Here is a 15,398-nt window from a genome sequence, read left to right as displayed (position 1 = left end):
TATTACGAGAATGACTTCAAAATCACGTTGAAAGAGGATGAAGACCGGGTCGCCGCACGAAACTAACGAATGATACGAGCGAAGGCTCGGAGTCGCATACCGGCACGGACGAGAAAGGGGGCGGGGCTTGTCGGGCGAGGTTTCTTCGTCGATTTCGTTTACTTCGTTCCTCTGCTTCGACTCCGCATAGCGGTTTTCTCGTGCCCGATCGGTTCGCTTCCGCCTACGACCTGGGGGCGGGCCGTCGCCCTCTGGGGGGGTTCGACCGGCCTGCGGCCCCGAGACCGTCCCTACCCGCCAACCGCCATCTTTATGCGGCACTGGGTTGGCACGCTCCAGCGGCGGGCATGTGACCGAACATTTTCACATTGTCCACCAGTACACTTGATCGACTTTGGTACACTAAAATCGAGCCCTGTCGCAACGCACACCGACGCGGCGTGTCATTCGTCCACCCATCGGGTCTACTGATTCGGAGCTAACGAAGGCTATTGATTGATCCCTGGGAACGGCAGTATCGATCGCTCCCACAGTGCCCGCAGTAGCCGGGGATCGAACTTCAACTCGATCAGGCGATCGACGACCTCGTCGTCGAGGTGCGCGGTGTCGTCCGGCACGAAGTTGGCCAACTCGCCGTACTTCAGCCACGACCACACGGCCTCCACCGGGTTCAGCTCCGGAGCCCACGGCGGCAACATCTCCAACCGCAGTCGCCGGTTCCGGGCGAGGAAGTTGCGGATGGCCGGCCCGCGGTGGTTGCTCCCCCGGTCCCACACGACGACCACGTTCCCCCGCAGGTGCCGCAGCACGTCGCGGAGGAAGGCGACGACCTTGTCGGCGGTGAAGAACCCGCCCGGCTCGGTCGCGAAGTAGAACCCCAGCCGCCGGCCGGTCGGGGACACCGTCACCGCCCCGATGGCTGACACCTTGTCCCGGTGGCCGCCGTCGGCGGCCAGCACCGGCGTCTTCCCGACCTTGGCCCACGACCGCTTCACCAGCGGGTTGGGGAACAGCCCCGTTTCGTCGATCGGGACGAGGTGGGCCTTGGCCGCCGCGGCTTTTTTTCGACCCGCGGCCAGTCGTTCTTCACCCACCCGTCGATGGCCGGCTGGTCCTTCTGCTTCGCCCGCCGGCGGGGCTTCTGTGGGCTGTACCCGCGGCCCCGCATCCACGCCCGCAGGTAGTCCGGGTGGAAGGCCACGCCGAGCTTCCGGCGGATCAATTCGGTCACCCGCCGAGAGGTCCACAGATCGGTCCGGAACCCGTGGGCCGTCGGCTTCTGGTCCAGCCACCGGAGCACCTGCCGCTCCTGGGCGGGGGACAGGAACCGCGGCCGACCCGGTGTCGGCTTGGCCGTCAGTCCGGCGTCGCCGTCGCGGCGGTGGCGGGCCATCCACTTGGCCACGGTGACCGGGTGAACGCCCAGGAAGGCGGCCACCTCGACCTGCGTCCACCCCTCGCCGCACTTCGCCGCAGCCAACCGGCGGCGGGCTTCCAACTCCTGGGCAGTTCCTTTGCTCCTCATCCCGGAAACGTAGGGATCGAGGGCATCAGAGAATAGCGTTGCTTAACTCCGAATCAGTAGCCCCAAGACCGACCGGTACGAAGGCAAGGGCAGTCGGGAGATACCGCTGTTCGCCGAACTTCGTCCGTACCTGGAAGAAGCCTTTGAGTTGGTTGAAGCCGGGCAGACGCACGTCGTCGGCGGAACAACGGGCGACGGCTTCCGCGCGGCCGCGTGTCGGAAGCCGGGTCAGTGGATGAACGCGAACCTGCGAACGACGTTCACGAAGATCGTCCACCGGGCCGGCCTCGATACGTGGCCGAGATTGTTCCACAACATGCGGGCCAGTCGAGAAACGGAACTGCTCGAATTGTTCCCGGTCCACGTTGTCGCGCTCTGGATGGGCCACGACGCGAAGGTCTGCCTGAAGCACTACGCCCAGACGACGGACGACCACTACGCGCGGGCGGTGGGCGGCGCAAAAAGCGGCGCACCAGAGGCGCAAAATAAGGCGCAGCAGACGACCGCAGGGAATCGCAAGGAACTTCGGAAAAGAGAGGACATAACTGTAAATCGAGGGATTCTGACGAATCCCTGCGATTCACTGCGAAATGACGCGCACATGTTTAGCGGAGCGGGAGGGATTTGAACCCTCGATACGGGGATACCGTATACGGCATTTCCAGTGCCGCCTCTTCAGCCGCTCGAGCACCGCTCCGTTTGAACTCTGACACGCGACCGAACCGAGAGGTTCATCGTATGACCGCGGGCCGCGATCGTCAGCACGCGGCCGATTTCCGTTTCTTTCCCACCCGGCCCATCGCCTCGATCTTCGCAAGGTACGCCGTCGCGTTCGGCACCTTGCAGTCGGTGTCGCCCACGTCTACCTCGACCGGGCCGACCTCCTTCGCGATCGCCTTCGCCCGGCCTAACAGCGGGGCCACGTACCCGCCGACGGAGATGATGAAGTTGTTCATCGCGGACTTCGCCCGGTTCGCGGCCGCCGGGAGGGTGTCGCGTGCCCGCTCCAGCAACCCGGTGACTTCGTCGAGATCGAGGTCCTCGTCCGGCGTGATCGCGACGAGGCTGGAATACGTCGCCCACCCGGCGGCCGCGATTTGCTCCTTCGGCGAATCCATCCACGCCAGCGCCAGTTCCCGGCCGAACCGCGATTCGGACGCAACCCACGGGACCGTGAAGCAACTGAGCATGGACCAGTACGCCCCCTTCGCCCACTTCTGAAACTGGGCCTTCGTCATCTTCGCCGGTTCGGCGATCAGCCCGGCGAGGTACATCGCGTCCGAGTTGCCGGTGTCGTAGAGTTGGAGCGAAAGGGCGTGGTCGCGTTTGATTTTCTTTTGCAGCACCTTCAGGTGCTCGACCTTCACGCCGAAGAACGGCTCGCGCGCACCGTGCCGGGCGTGGGTCTTCTTCGTCTGCGCGGTGCCGTGGACTTGCAGGTCGGCCAAGACTTCGGCGAGGGTCATTCAGTCGTCCTCTCGGTACAGTTCGTCGATCACGTCCTCGATCATTTCCTTGATGTCTTCGATCTCGGAATCGCTCGCCTGAACCATGGCGGCCCGCGCTAACAGGCCGCCGAGGCCGAACATCATGCACCCCAGAGCCTGCTCGTCCGCGGACTGCTTGGCAACCCGCTCCGGCAGGAACTCTTGCCGCAAGGCTTCCCGCAGGCTCTTCGCCTTCGTGCCGGGGAACTTCTTCAGGTAGCGGCGGGCGTAGGCCCGGACGTCCTTGCGAGAGAGGCGAAGGCGGAGGCCACTTTTGCCCCCGGCCCGTCGACCGAGAACGCCGGTGAAGTAAAGGATGGCGGCGATAAAGCCGGCCAGGATCAAGAGGTTAAACAAGAAACCGAGTAGGCGCATGGGCCAGCCCCGCGACACAGGAGAGGGGTCGTGTCGAGCGTTCACCGCCCGGTCGGCGATTATCCCCGCCCGCGCCGGCGAACGCAACAACGAACCGGCTTCCGCGACCCACCTCTCATCCGGTCCGTCCCGGCCGGGCCATCCGCCCCTACACCTTCTTCAAGAACGTGATCCGCCCGCCGTCGACCCACTCCACCACGTAGATGTTGCCAGCCCCGTCGAAGCAGGCGTCGTGCGGGTGGACGAACTTGCCCACCTCCCACAACTTCGGCTGCGACCGCACGGCCGGCCCTTTGCTCAGGCTGCCGACGACTTTCTCCCGCCACTCCTTGTCTTCGCCCAGGTGCACGATCGGTTGGCCGGCCTTGTCGAAGAGGCTGACCCGCGCGTGCAGGTCCGGCACGAGCATCGTGTCGCCCTGGATGTCGATGTTCGCGGGGAAGAGGACGGTGCCCTTCTCCGTCGTGCTGAGGTGCTTGCCGGCGAGGTCGAAGGTTTGCAGGCGGGCGTTCGCACGGTCGCACACCACCAGCGTCGGCTTGTCCTTGGTGCGCTCGTCGATCCAGTTACCGTGCGGCGTGGCGAACTGCCCGTCCTTCTTGCCGCTGCCGCCGAAGATGCTCAGGAACTGGCCGTCCTTGTCGAACTTCAGCATGTAGTTCGAGCCGTAGCCGTCGCCAACGAACACGTCACCGTTCGGGCAGAAGGCCACGTTCGTCGGGTTATACGCCTTTTTCGGGTCGTTGTACTCCGGCGTCGGCGGGCGTTCGAGCTTCCACACCGTCTCGCCCTTCGCGTTCATCTTCACGACCTTCGGACTCTTCCAGGTGTTCGTGTAGTAGAAGAACTCCTCGCCGCCCTCCTTGCGAACGTCGATTCCGTGGCCGCCGCCGTGCCACTCCTTGCCGAACGACTTCACGAACTTGCCGGCCGTGTCAAACACCATCACCGTGTCGAGGCCCTTCTTGCCAGCGTGCCCCTGCTGCGTGATGTAGACGTGCTGGTTGGAGTCGATGGCGACGTTGTGCGTGGTCTGCCATTCGAGGCTGGTCGGCAGTGTGCCCCAGTTGTGATGGCACTCGTATCGGTGGCCGTCGATGCCGATGACCGGCGTGTCGGTGCCGGCCTTCTTGTCCGCCCCGAGGATGATCGGCCCGGTCGCGGCCGTGAGTGTGGTGGCGGCCGAGGCTTTGAGGAAGTCGCGTCGTTGCATGAAGTCACCGGGAGGGGGAAACGTGAATCGGGCGGGAGATGTCCCAGTGTAAGTGGCGACGGGCGGAAACGCAACAGGCGGAAGTGGAAGTGGAGAAATGCGATTCACGGCCGTGCGTCGGCCGCCTGCGACTGTTCCCACGCCGTCAAACCCATCGGAACGGCTGCGTCGAAGCAGACCCTCGCCGCGCGGGCGGCCGAGGGTTGGCCCATGCGCGTGTACGCCATCACGAGGTACAGATTCGCCCGCGCATCGCCGGATTTCTCGGCGCGGGCCGCCCGGAGTGCCTTCACGGCCTTCGCCAGCGTCTCGTTCGCGGCCGCCTCATCGCGGCGGGTGGCGTCGGCGTCCCACCCCTTCACCAGCGTGAGCAAGCCGATGCCGCGGTGGAGTTGTTCCGCGTAGGCGTCGTGCTCGTCCTGGGCGATCAGCATTAGCCGCGTGTGGGCGTGCAGGAGGTGCTTCTGCGGAACGCCGGTCATCGGTTGGGCCGTGGCGACGAACTGCTCGAACTCCGCACGGGCTTCCACGGGGCGTTGCTGCCGGAACAGCAACTCGGCCAACTGTGCCCGCGTCATTGCCTCGTCGGGGTGGTCGGACAGGTGGGCCGAGAGGTAAACCGTGGCCTTCCGCTCTTCCCCCTCGGCCAACGCATCGGCCGCCATCGCGAGGTGATCGACGGCTTCCCCCGCTTCGGGCACGACCGGCGCGGGGGCCGGCGGTCCGAGCGTGACGCACCCGGCGGTCGCCAAGCAAACGAGAACCAGCCAGCGTGCCATCGCGGGGACTCGCGAGAATCGGGGGACTCTGCGAGAAAGATCGGCGATGCGGAAGAGGCAAATTCAGAAAGATGGGCAAGATGTGGAAAGCGAGTGCGAATTTGGGCGAAGTTGACCGATCGTGCGGATTTTGTCGTGATTCGGAAATCACGAAGGGAGAATCGGCCGTCGGACCTACTTCACCACCTCCACCTGCTTCTCGTCGTCCACTTCGATCTGCAACTTGCCCTGGTACGCGGACAGTTTGCCCTTCACGCGGACTGTCTTGCCCTTGAACGTGTCGCCGGTCGCGTCCTTGTAGGTGCCGTCGCGGGCCTTCGCGTTGAGGACGACGGTGAAGTTCTTCTCGTCGCGGAAGTCGGTCTCGCTGTTCAGGAACAGCCGCTTCTTGTCGGCCGTCACGCGGGCCGCTTGCACCTCGAATTGCACCGTCACCTCGTCGCCCACCTTGCCCTTCAGGGCCGCGGCCGGATTGATCATCCCTTCCGGCAGTTTCACCACCGCCTTTCCCGGTTGGTCGCCGGCCGTCAGTAGGCCAAGGCGGATCGGGTGACGGATCGCGACTTCGCCGGCTTCGTCGCGCAACTCCAGGCCGATCCGCGGGCTGGTTTCGCTCGCCCAGTCGATGGTGATGAAGCCGAAGTTGTTGCCGAACGGCATGGCGGCCACGCGGTGGCGGTTCTTCTCCGGGGCACGCCAGGAGTTCGTCGCCTGGTTGAAGCCGCTGCTCGTGATGTCGTAGAGCGGGTAGCCGATCGCGTCGGTGGACACCGACAGTTCCGCGAGGTGGCGGTCGCCGCTGAGAACGATGACCCCGTTGGCCTTCGTGTCGCGCAGGAGTTTGTACAGACGGTCCCGTTCATGCGGGATGAGTGCCCACTTCTCGAAGGGGTGTTCGTCGCATAGCAGTTGAATGCCGGAACCCAGCAGCCGGACTTCGGCGGGCACGTTCAATTGCTCCTCCAGCCATTTCCATTGTTCCTCGCCAAGGAACGTGGCGGCCGGGTCGTCAGTCGGAATCGACTCGGTCAACCGCCGCCGCGGGTCGAACTTCGTCTTGATCGTGCTGCGGTGGTAACGGCCGTCGAGGAGGATCACCTGCACGCGCTTCCCCGGCGGGCCGAAGACTTGCGCGTCGTACACGCCCTTGCGGGTCCGCCGCGGTGAGTCCTTCGGCACGGCGAGGAAGTCGAGGAAGATTTGCCGCGACTGGTCCTTCAGCGGGAAGCGGGCATCGCCGTCGTTCTTGCCGTAGTCGTGGTCGTCCCAGACCGCCATCATCGGCGTGGACTTCCGCAGGGCGGCGAAAGCCGGGAGCGCGTTGAGGATGTCGTACTTCGACTGGATGAGGGCCGACGTTACCGCCTTCGACTTGTCGAGGTCGGCGTAGATCGTGTCACCGAGGAGGACGAGCAGTTCCGGTTGGAGTTTGCCGATGGCCCCCCAGATCGGGCACGGCTTGTCTTGATCGGCACACGAGCCGAAGGCGATTCGCGTGAGCGGCTTGTCCTGGGCCGTGGCCGGCAGCGAGGCCGCGAACAGGAGGAATGCCAACAGAACGCGGGGCATGGTGTTGCTCCTGCGGGGTGATACGTGGCTCAGATCGGTGCCACTTCCCCGTTTCACAGCAATTTTAACAATTCAACACTTGTGGAAAGGGGGTGCGTTCGGACAAGATAGAGAAAAGATTCCTTCTCATCGACCACTCATATGACCGACCGCGTTGATTCATCATTCTTTGGACCGGGTTGCCGAATCTCAATGCCAGTTCGTAGTTTCCAAACATCGGGGCGTCCCACGCACTGACCCGAAATCGGCCGGACACACATCGCCACCGTTCTCAGGAGCATTCACTATGGCCAAGGCAAGGAACGACTTTACCGACGTGCTCGTCAAGAAGAAGCTCATCAGCCCCGATCAGGTCGAGGAAGCCGTGAGCATGGCCGCCTCGACGGGGTTGCGGCTGCAAGACGCGCTCGCGAAACTGAACTACGTCCCGCTGCTCGAATCTTCCCGCGCGATGGCCGAGCACAGCGGGTTCGAGTTCATGGACTTGGCGAACGCGGAAATTCCGAAGGCCGTCACGGAACTCGTGCCCGAGTCGATCGCCCGCGAAAACTTCGTCCTCCCGTTGGCCCTCGAAGGCAACGTGATGAAGATCGCGATGACCGATCCGACGAACATCGAGGCACTCGACAAACTCCGCTTCGTCCTCAACCGGGACATTCAGCCGGTTCTTGCCCCGCAGGAACAGATTCAGGAAGCCATTAACCGGAATTATGGCCAGACCGAAACCGAGTCGGTTGACTCGATGCTCGTCGAGTTCACCGACACGGCCATCGAGTTCACGCAGGTGGACAGTGCTTCCGCTCTCGCGGCCGATGAGGGGAGCGATGCTCCTGTCATCCGGCTGGTGAATCTCATCATCTCGGAAGCCGTCGCGCAGCGGGCGTCCGACATCCACGTCGAGCCGTTCGGGGATCGGGTTCGCATCCGCTACCGGATCGACGGCGTGTTGGTCGAACGCGACGCCGTGCCGCGCCGACTTCAGTCGGCTCTCACGTCCCGCATTAAGATTATGTCGAACATCGACATTTCCGAAAAACGGCGACCGCAGGACGGCCGGATCAAGATGACGGTCGCCAGTAAACACTTCGACCTTCGTGTGAGCCTTCTTCCGAGCGTTCACGGCCAATCGACCGTCATGCGGATTCTCGACCGGGGCAACATTCAGGTCAGTGTCAAAGACTTGGGCTTCGCGGAAGAAGAGTACGTCCGCTTCCAGAATATCATCAAACGACCGAACGGTATTTTCCTCGTGACCGGCCCAACCGGTTCCGGTAAGACGACCACCCTTTACGCCGTTTTGAACGAGTTGAATCGGCCTGACCGAAAGATCATCACCGCGGAAGACCCGGTCGAGTATTATCTGCCCGGCATCAATCAGGTGGAGGTCAAGCACAAGATTGGGCTCGACTTCGCTCGCATCATCCGCTCGATGTTGCGGCAAGCCCCCAACATCATCCTTGTCGGGGAAATTCGAGATAAAGAGACGGCCGAAATCGCTGTTCAAGCCAGTTTGACCGGACACTTGGTTTTCAGTACGCTGCACACGAACGATGCGCCCAGTGCTATCACACGCCTGACCGACATCGGAGTCCCGCCGTTCCTCACGGCCAGCTCGGTTATCGCGGTTATGGCCCAGCGGTTGGTACGGGTGAATTGCCCGAAGTGCAAAGAGCCCAGTATGCCCACGGAAGCGGAATTGCAAGCTGCCGGCATCAGCCCTGAGAAGGCCAAGACCGGGAACTTCATGAAAGGCCGCGGCTGTAACCATTGCCGACAAGGCGGCTACCGCGGGCGGCAGGCGATCTTCGAGATGATGCGAATGAACGGGCCGTTGCGAGAATTGACGTTCGCTCAGGCCCCGGCCCAGGAACTCCGGCGGAAGGCCCGAGCGGGCGGGATGCACACTCTTCTCGACGACGGTGTGTTACGAGTGATGAAGGGGAACACGACCCTGCAAGAGGTTTTGAGCATTTGCCACTCTGAGGGCGGGCACTAATTCTCTGTCGAGCCTGAAAACGACGCCTCGCACGACGCGGGGCGTTCCAATGGACGGACCCATTTCCCTCGCCGGAAGAATCTTCCGGCGATTATTTGGTTCGGGACGAGAGTCGGCGAACAATCGGACATGCCCGGAGCGGACGGCGTGACTCGCCACGTATCTGCTCCGGTCCCAGAAAAATGCCCGTCTGAAGCGTTCGCCGTCTCGCGTCGCGCACCGTTAAGGAGTGTGCCGTGGCCACCGTGGCAATGGAGAAGTTGCTGTCCACAGTGATCCAACTGAAGGCCAGCGACTTGCACATCAGCGTCGGTCAACCGCCCGTCATCCGGGCCGGTGGGCGGCTGCGCAAGCTCGACGCGAAAATCCTCGACCCGGACGACACCACGGGTCTCATGAAGTCGATCACCCCCGACCGCTGCCAGCAGGAGTTGCAGCAAAAAGGGGGCACCGACTTCGCCATCGAGTACGTGGACGGCTACCGCTTCCGGGTGGCCGTGTTTAAGCAGCGCGGCACCATCGGCATGGTGATGCGGCGAATTCCGAGCCAGTTCCTCACGTTCGAGCAGCTGAAGATGCCGGAAGCGATTCGCTCGCTTATCGTCCGGCCGCGGGGGTTGCTCCTCGTGACGGGGCCGACGGGGTCGGGCAAGACGACCTCACTGGCGTCGATGATTAACTTCATCAACGACAATTACGACCGGCACATCATCACGTTGGAAGACCCGATCGAGTACTTCCACAAGCACAAGAAGTGTACCGTCAACCAGCGCGAGATCGGCGTGGACGTGCCGGAGTTCAAGGAAGGCTTGCGGCGGGCCCTGCGGATGGACCCGGACGTGATCCTCGTCGGCGAAATGCGAGACTTGGAAACGATCCACGCGGCCATCGAAGCGGCCGAAACCGGCCACGTCGTGTTCGGCACCCTCCACACCTCCGGGGCGGCGTCCACGATCAACCGGATCATCGACGTGTTCCCGAAGGAACAGCAGGACCAGATCCGCACGCAGCTTTCGACCGCGCTCATGGGCGTGCTGTCGCAGGCGCTCTTGCCGAAGAAGCCCGACGGCGTCATCGCGGCCTACGAGATGATGGTCGTCTCGCCGGCCATCCAGAACCTGGTCCGTGAAAACAAGGTCTACCGGATCGACTCGGCCATCCAGACCGGCCGGAAGCACGGCATGTTCTTGCTGGACGAGTCGCTGTTCTCGCTCTGGAAGGAACAACTCGTCGAGAAGGAAGAAGCGCTGTTGAAGGCCGCGAAGCCGGCCGAACTCGCGGCCAAGATCGCCGCCTACGAGCGCGGCCTCCTCGATGAAGAGGACGATGACGAAGACGAGGACGAGGACGACAGCGACGTGGAAGACGATGACGACGACGATGACGACGGTCGTTCCAAGCCCAAGAAGGCTCCCTACAAGCGGTAACGATCCCGCGCCCGCCGGCCACGGTCGGCGGGCGATTCTCGAAATACATCGGCCGGCTCCCAACATTTGGTCGAGCCGCCGTCCCCACGAATAAAGGCGAACCCCCGATGTCGACGACTCCGCCACTCCCGAACGACCCGAAGAAGCCGGTGGCCCCCGGTACGCAGCCGGCGGCCGGGGCGAAGCCAGCCGTGCCGCCGCAGGCCAACGGCGCGAAGCCGGCTACACCGGGGCAGCCCCCGCAACAACGGCCCGCAACATCGGGCCAAGCCCCCGCCGGCGCACAACGCCCGGTCGCCCCCGCGCCCAAACCCGCGCCGGCCCCCGGTACGCCCGGCGCTGCCGCACAGAAGCCGGTCGCACCTGCGCCCAAGCCCGCCCCCCCGGCCGGCGGAACAGCCCCCGCACCCCGGCCGACAACGCCGGGCGTTCCCGGTGCGAGACCAACCACGCCCGGCGCACCGGGTGCGCCCCGGCCGCAAGCCCCCGCCGCCGCGGGCGGTGCCAAGCCGCCGGTACCGGGCGCACCCCGCCCGGCCGCCGGACCGACGCCCGGCGGACCCAAGCCCGCCGCCGCCCCGGCCCCGAAGCCCGCGCCGAAGCCGCAGAAGAAGTCGCTGACGCACGTCGACTCGAACACGAAGCAACTCGGCCAGAAGCTCGTGGACCTCGGGTTCCTCGACGACGCGCAACTCGATTCGATCTACGAGGAGATGCGGACCAGTGAGAGCAAACTGACCGAGCTCGTCGCCGAGCGGGGCCTCGTCAACGAAGACCAGCTCTTGCAAGCCCAGGCCGAACTGCACGGCATGAAGGTGCAGAGCCTGGACGACGTGAAGCCGAGTAAGGACGCCACGGCCAAGGTTCCGCACACGATGGCGGAGTTGTACAAGGTCGTGCCGCTGACGTTCGAGAACAACGTCCTGACCGTGGCGATGTCCGACCCGAACAACCTGCAAGCCCTCGACGACATCCGCAACTTCCTCGGCATCGCCGACGTGAAGGCCGTCCTCGCGCCGCCGAAGGCCGTCGACGACCTGATGAACAAGGCGTACTCGACCGGGGCCGGCGGGGCCGGGGCCGGCGGGGCCGACGAGGAGTCGATCGCGAGCATCCTCAAGGAAATCGAAGGGGACGCCGACCTGAACAAGGCCGTCGGCAAGCGGGAAACGAGCATCGACCTGAACAGCGTCGAGGAAATGGCCCACTCCGCCCCGGTGCGGAAGCTCATCAACATGGTGATGCTCATGGCCATCCGCGACCACGCCTCGGACGTCCACTTCGAGCCGTTCGAAGACGAGTACAAGATGCGGTACAAGTGCGACGGCGTGCTGTACGAGATGGTCCCGCCGCCCCGCCACCTGGCCACGGCCATTTCCAGCCGGATCAAGGTCATGGCGAACCTCGACATCGCCGAGCGCCGGCTGCCGCAGGACGGGCGGATCGAACTGAACCTCGGGGCCAGCCGGATCGACATGCGGGTCAGCGTGTTGCCCACTCTGTTCGGCGAGAGTGTCGTCATCCGAGTGCTCGACCAGTCGAACGTCGGCCTGTCGCTCGACCGCATCGGCATGCCGCCGCAACTCCTCGCTGACTTCCGGGAGGTCATCAAGAAGCCGAACGGCATTTGTCTCGTGACGGGGCCGACCGGGTCCGGCAAGACGACAACGCTCTATTCGGCCCTGTCCGAGTTGAACGACATCGAGACGAAGATCATCACCACGGAAGACCCGGTCGAGTACGAAATCGACGGCCTCGTGCAGTGCCCGATCAACCACGAGATCGACCTGACGTTCGCCGCCGCCCTGCGGGCCATCCTGCGGCAAGACCCGGACGTGATCCTCATCGGGGAAGTCCGCGACCTGGAAACGGCCCAGATTTCCATTCAGGCGTCGCTCACGGGGCACTTGGTGTTCAGCACGCTGCACACGAACGACGCCCCGTCGTCGATCACCCGCCTGCGGGACATGGGCGTCGAGCCGTTCCTCATCACCGCAACGCTGGAAGCCATCCAGGCGCAGCGGTTGGTGCGGCGGGTGTGCCCGAACTGCAAAACAGCTTACGAGCCGACCCGCGACCAGTTGATGGAACTGAACACCACACCGGAGCAATTGAAGGGCCAGAAGTTCTACTACGGCGAGGGCTGCGACAAGTGCAACAACCTCGGCTTCAAGGGCCGGACGGGGTTGTACGAGTTGATGCTGATTAACGACGACATCCGCGACATGATCAGCCGCGGGGCGTCGAACGACCAGATCCGGGCGTACACCCGCAAGATCGGCATCAAGGGCCTCCGCGAGGCCGGCATCGACGCCCTGTGCATCGGCTCGACGACGCTGGAAGAGGTCGTGCGGGAAACGATCGTGGACGACTAACGGACAAGGCGAGCGTCGCGGCGTAAGCGCGACGTGTCCGGCCCCAGGAAGGCACGTCGCGCTTACGCCGCGACGCTCGCCGGTCGCCGACCGCGAGGCACACCCGGGCGCGGTCAGTTTCACACAGAGGACACCATGCCGACTTATAAATTCGAAGCGCTCGACACGTCTGGCCAGGAGGTCAAGGACTCGGTCGATGCCGGGAACGAAGAAGAAGCCTCGCAGAAGATCAAGGCGATGGGCTACTTCGTCACGAAGCTCACCGCCGCGCAGGAAAAGAAGGGCAGCAAGGGGAAGAAAAAGAAGGGCGGCAAGAGCCGCAAGACCTTCGTCCTCGGCGGCGTGTCGCAGAAGATGCTCTGCATCTTCACCCGGCAGTTCAGCACGCTACAGGACGCCGGCCTGCCGGTGCTCCGGTCGCTGCGGATTCTCGAAAAGCAGATGAAGCCGAGCGCCCTGCGGAACTCGCTCATCGACGTGGTGGAAGACGTCGAGTCCGGCTCGACCCTGTCGGAAGCCCTCGGCCGACACCCCAAGTGCTTCGACCGGCTGTACGTGAACATGGTGAAGGCCGGCGAGGCCGGCGGTGCCCTCGAAGTCATTCTCCAGCGCCTCGCCGAGTTCAAAGAAAAGTCGCAGACCCTGAAGCGGAAGATCGTCGGGGCGATGGTGTACCCGAGCGTCGTTATCTGCGTCGCCGTCGGCATCTTGACGTTCATCATGGTGTCGATCATCCCGAAGTTCAAAAAGATCTTCGAGGAGTTCGGCCTGTCGCTTCCCGCGCCGACGAAGATCCTCATCGACGTGTCCGACTGGGTGGCGAGCTACTGGTACGTCATCCCGCTGTTCCCGCTCGGCGTGTACCTCCTGATAAAACTCATCCGCATGACGAAAGCGGGCAACTACGCCCTCGACCGGATGACGCTCTGGATACCGATCGTCGGGAGCCTCGCGGAGAAATCCATCGTCGCGAGAACGATGCGGACGCTCGGCACGCTCATCAGTTCCGGCGTGCCGATCCTCGAAGCCCTGGCCATCGTCAAGGACACGGCCAACAACCTCGTCTTCGAGCGGATGTTCCAGCGGGTTTTGGAATCCATCCGCGAAGGGGATACGATTGCTGACCCGCTGCGGGAAAGCCGGCTGGTGGACGACATGGTCGTGAACATGGTCGAGGTCGGCGAGGAAACCGGCGACTTGGACACGATGCTCTACAAGGTGGCCGACTTCTACGACGAAGAAGTGGACACGCTGGTGAAGTCGCTGATCTCGCTGCTCGAGCCGATCATGATCGTGTTCCTCGGGGGCATCATCGGGGCGATCGTCATCTCGCTGTTCCTGCCGCTGATTAAGCTGCTGGAAGGCCTGTCGAAATAGTCGAGACACTCTCACGCCCGCGGACGACCTCCGCGGGCGGTCCTTGCACTCAGGAGAATGACCATGTTGCGGACACTCACCCCGCAGCGATCGTCCCGCCGCGGCGGCTTCACGCTGATCGAAATTCTGGTGGTCGTCACGATCATCGCCGTCCTCGTCGGCTTGGTTCTCGCCGCGATAGGGCCGATCCGCCGCAAGGGGGAAGAAGCGAAGCTGCGGGCCGACATCACCGGTCTGGACACGGCCCTCGGTCAGTTTAAGGCGAAGTTCGGCCGCAACGTGCCCTGTAGTGGACAGGGGGCACCGTTCAACGGCACGACGGTCCTGAGCGGGACGTTCCGGCTGTGTTCGGCCTACCAAATTCGGGACATGATGGGGAACATTACGTTCGCCCCCGGCTTCACCGCGAACTCGCCCGAGATCGTCGCCCTGAAGGCCATGTGGCCCCGGATGAACCTGCTGGACAACGGACTCCGTAAGAACGCCGTGGCCGTCGGGCCGCCGGATATGACTGGCGACTCCAACAACCTCCAGACGGACGGCCTCCTGCCGAGCAACCCACTACTGCTCGACCCAAACCAATGCTTGGTGTTCTTCCTGAGCGGCGGCGTCAACATGGAGTTCCTCGGGTTTTCGACCAGCCCCACCCAACCCTTCGCGGCGACGGCCACTAGCCCGAACGGGCAACGCATTGCAGCATTCTTCGATTTCAAGTCCGATCGACTCAAGGCACCTTCGGTGTGGCTGGGGAAGGACCACGGGTCGGATATCGCGGCCCTGTCCCCCGCACCGGCCGGGTTCACGGCCGCCACGCCGATCCGTTGGACGGGGGGGACGGACACGCTGACCACGGTGGGTGTGGAAGAGAAATGGTATCTCGACCCGTGGAAAACACCGTACCTGTACATGTCCACCAGCGGCATTGGGAGCGTCAGCGACTACCCGTTCAAGGACACCGTGGCCGGCACGGAACTGGTCATCGGCCCGTGGGGCGGGGCGGTTTCGAACTTCAACGCAAGTACGGCCCCGGCCAAGATGGGTCCGACCGCCTTCCGCGAGTCGGCCAACAAGTGGGTTAACAACACGGGCTACCAACTCATCTCCGGCGGGTTTAACGGGTCCGACGTTGGTGCCACGCCGTGGGGCTTCGGCCCGGGCGGACAAGTCATGTTCGGTAAGACGTCCGGCTACACGACCAAGGACGCCGGTGGTGATGATTACTCGAACTTCCGAAGCGGTGCTCTGTCGGTCACGGACTGAGCCAGGAGAGCCTCT

General features: G+C 63.8%; 13 protein-coding genes and 1 tRNA gene. 6 read left to right on the top strand and 8 right to left on the bottom strand.

The genetic code is table 11. The features are described from left to right. Positions 1-488: 488 nt before the first annotated feature. Positions 489-1,094 carry a transposase gene (locus PX52LOC_RS11695; RefSeq protein WP_168218823.1) on the bottom strand — a complete coding sequence of 202 codons (606 nt, stop codon included), beginning with the start codon at positions 1,092-1,094 and terminating at the stop codon, positions 489-491. Further along, positions 992-1,525 (bottom strand): IS630 family transposase, encoded by a 534-nt coding sequence (locus PX52LOC_RS11690; RefSeq protein WP_149109168.1) that lies wholly within the window; start codon positions 1,523-1,525, stop codon positions 992-994. Before PX52LOC_RS11690 ends, PX52LOC_RS11695 begins: the two co-directional genes overlap by 103 nt. 148 nt (positions 1,526-1,673) lie before the next feature. Between PX52LOC_RS11690 and PX52LOC_RS11685 the strand changes: the two genes are divergently transcribed. Then, entirely contained in the window at positions 1,674-2,153 is a 480-nt protein-coding gene (locus PX52LOC_RS11685) for a hypothetical protein (RefSeq protein ID WP_149110269.1), read from the top strand. Here the strand turns inward: PX52LOC_RS11685 and PX52LOC_RS11680 are convergent. The 6 genes from PX52LOC_RS11680 to PX52LOC_RS11655 form a co-directional block, all read right to left on the bottom strand. Further along, positions 2,135-2,222: transfer RNA gene (locus PX52LOC_RS11680), tRNA-Ser, on the bottom strand. The genes PX52LOC_RS11685 and PX52LOC_RS11680 overlap by 19 nt on opposite strands. 61 nt (positions 2,223-2,283) lie before the next feature. Continuing rightward, positions 2,284-2,991 carry a DNA alkylation repair protein gene (locus tag PX52LOC_RS11675; RefSeq protein ID WP_149110268.1) on the bottom strand — a complete coding sequence of 236 codons (708 nt, stop codon included), beginning with the start codon at positions 2,989-2,991 and terminating at the stop codon, positions 2,284-2,286. After that, the gene (locus PX52LOC_RS11670; protein WP_149110267.1) at positions 2,992-3,387 is read right to left on the bottom strand and encodes a hypothetical protein; all 396 of its coding nucleotides are present in this window, start codon (positions 3,385-3,387) and stop codon (positions 2,992-2,994) included. A 148-nt stretch (positions 3,388-3,535) separates the two neighbouring features. Continuing rightward, positions 3,536-4,600 (bottom strand): twin-arginine translocation signal domain-containing protein, encoded by a 1,065-nt coding sequence (locus PX52LOC_RS11665; protein ID WP_149110266.1) that lies wholly within the window; start codon positions 4,598-4,600, stop codon positions 3,536-3,538. Positions 4,601-4,704: 104 nt separating this feature from the next. Continuing rightward, on the bottom strand, positions 4,705-5,379 hold the full coding sequence (locus PX52LOC_RS11660) for a tetratricopeptide repeat protein (RefSeq protein ID WP_149110265.1): 675 nt from the start codon (positions 5,377-5,379) through the stop codon (positions 4,705-4,707). A gap of 174 nt (positions 5,380-5,553) precedes the next feature. Next, on the bottom strand, positions 5,554-6,948 hold the full coding sequence (locus tag PX52LOC_RS11655; RefSeq protein WP_149110264.1) for an alkaline phosphatase D family protein: 1,395 nt from the start codon (positions 6,946-6,948) through the stop codon (positions 5,554-5,556). Positions 6,949-7,234: 286 nt separating this feature from the next. Between PX52LOC_RS11655 and PX52LOC_RS11650 the strand changes: the two genes are divergently transcribed. From PX52LOC_RS11650 to PX52LOC_RS11630, 5 genes are all read left to right on the top strand, one after another. After that, positions 7,235-8,944, top strand: coding sequence for a GspE/PulE family protein (locus PX52LOC_RS11650; RefSeq protein ID WP_149110263.1), 1,710 nt, complete (start codon positions 7,235-7,237; stop codon positions 8,942-8,944). Between the two features lie 236 nt (positions 8,945-9,180). Then, the gene (locus tag PX52LOC_RS11645) at positions 9,181-10,371 is read left to right on the top strand and encodes a type IV pilus twitching motility protein PilT (RefSeq protein ID WP_149110262.1); all 1,191 of its coding nucleotides are present in this window, start codon (positions 9,181-9,183) and stop codon (positions 10,369-10,371) included. Positions 10,372-10,988: 617 nt separating this feature from the next. Continuing rightward, positions 10,989-12,746, top strand: coding sequence for a GspE/PulE family protein (locus PX52LOC_RS11640; protein WP_449280337.1), 1,758 nt, complete (start codon positions 10,989-10,991; stop codon positions 12,744-12,746). Positions 12,747-12,881: 135 nt separating this feature from the next. Further along, positions 12,882-14,123 (top strand): type II secretion system F family protein, encoded by a 1,242-nt coding sequence (locus tag PX52LOC_RS11635; protein ID WP_149110261.1) that lies wholly within the window; start codon positions 12,882-12,884, stop codon positions 14,121-14,123. 63 nt (positions 14,124-14,186) lie between these two features. Beyond that, on the top strand, positions 14,187-15,383 hold the full coding sequence (locus PX52LOC_RS11630) for a type II secretion system protein (RefSeq protein ID WP_218575335.1): 1,197 nt from the start codon (positions 14,187-14,189) through the stop codon (positions 15,381-15,383). Positions 15,384-15,398 lie beyond the last annotated feature (15 nt).

The sequence above is a fragment of the Limnoglobus roseus genome (assembly GCF_008254045.1).
In the GTDB taxonomy this organism is placed as follows: Bacteria; Planctomycetota; Planctomycetia; order Gemmatales; family Gemmataceae; genus Limnoglobus; species Limnoglobus roseus.
Note: the sequence above shows the minus strand (reverse complement) of the source record. Positions and strands in the feature narration are given on the sequence as shown.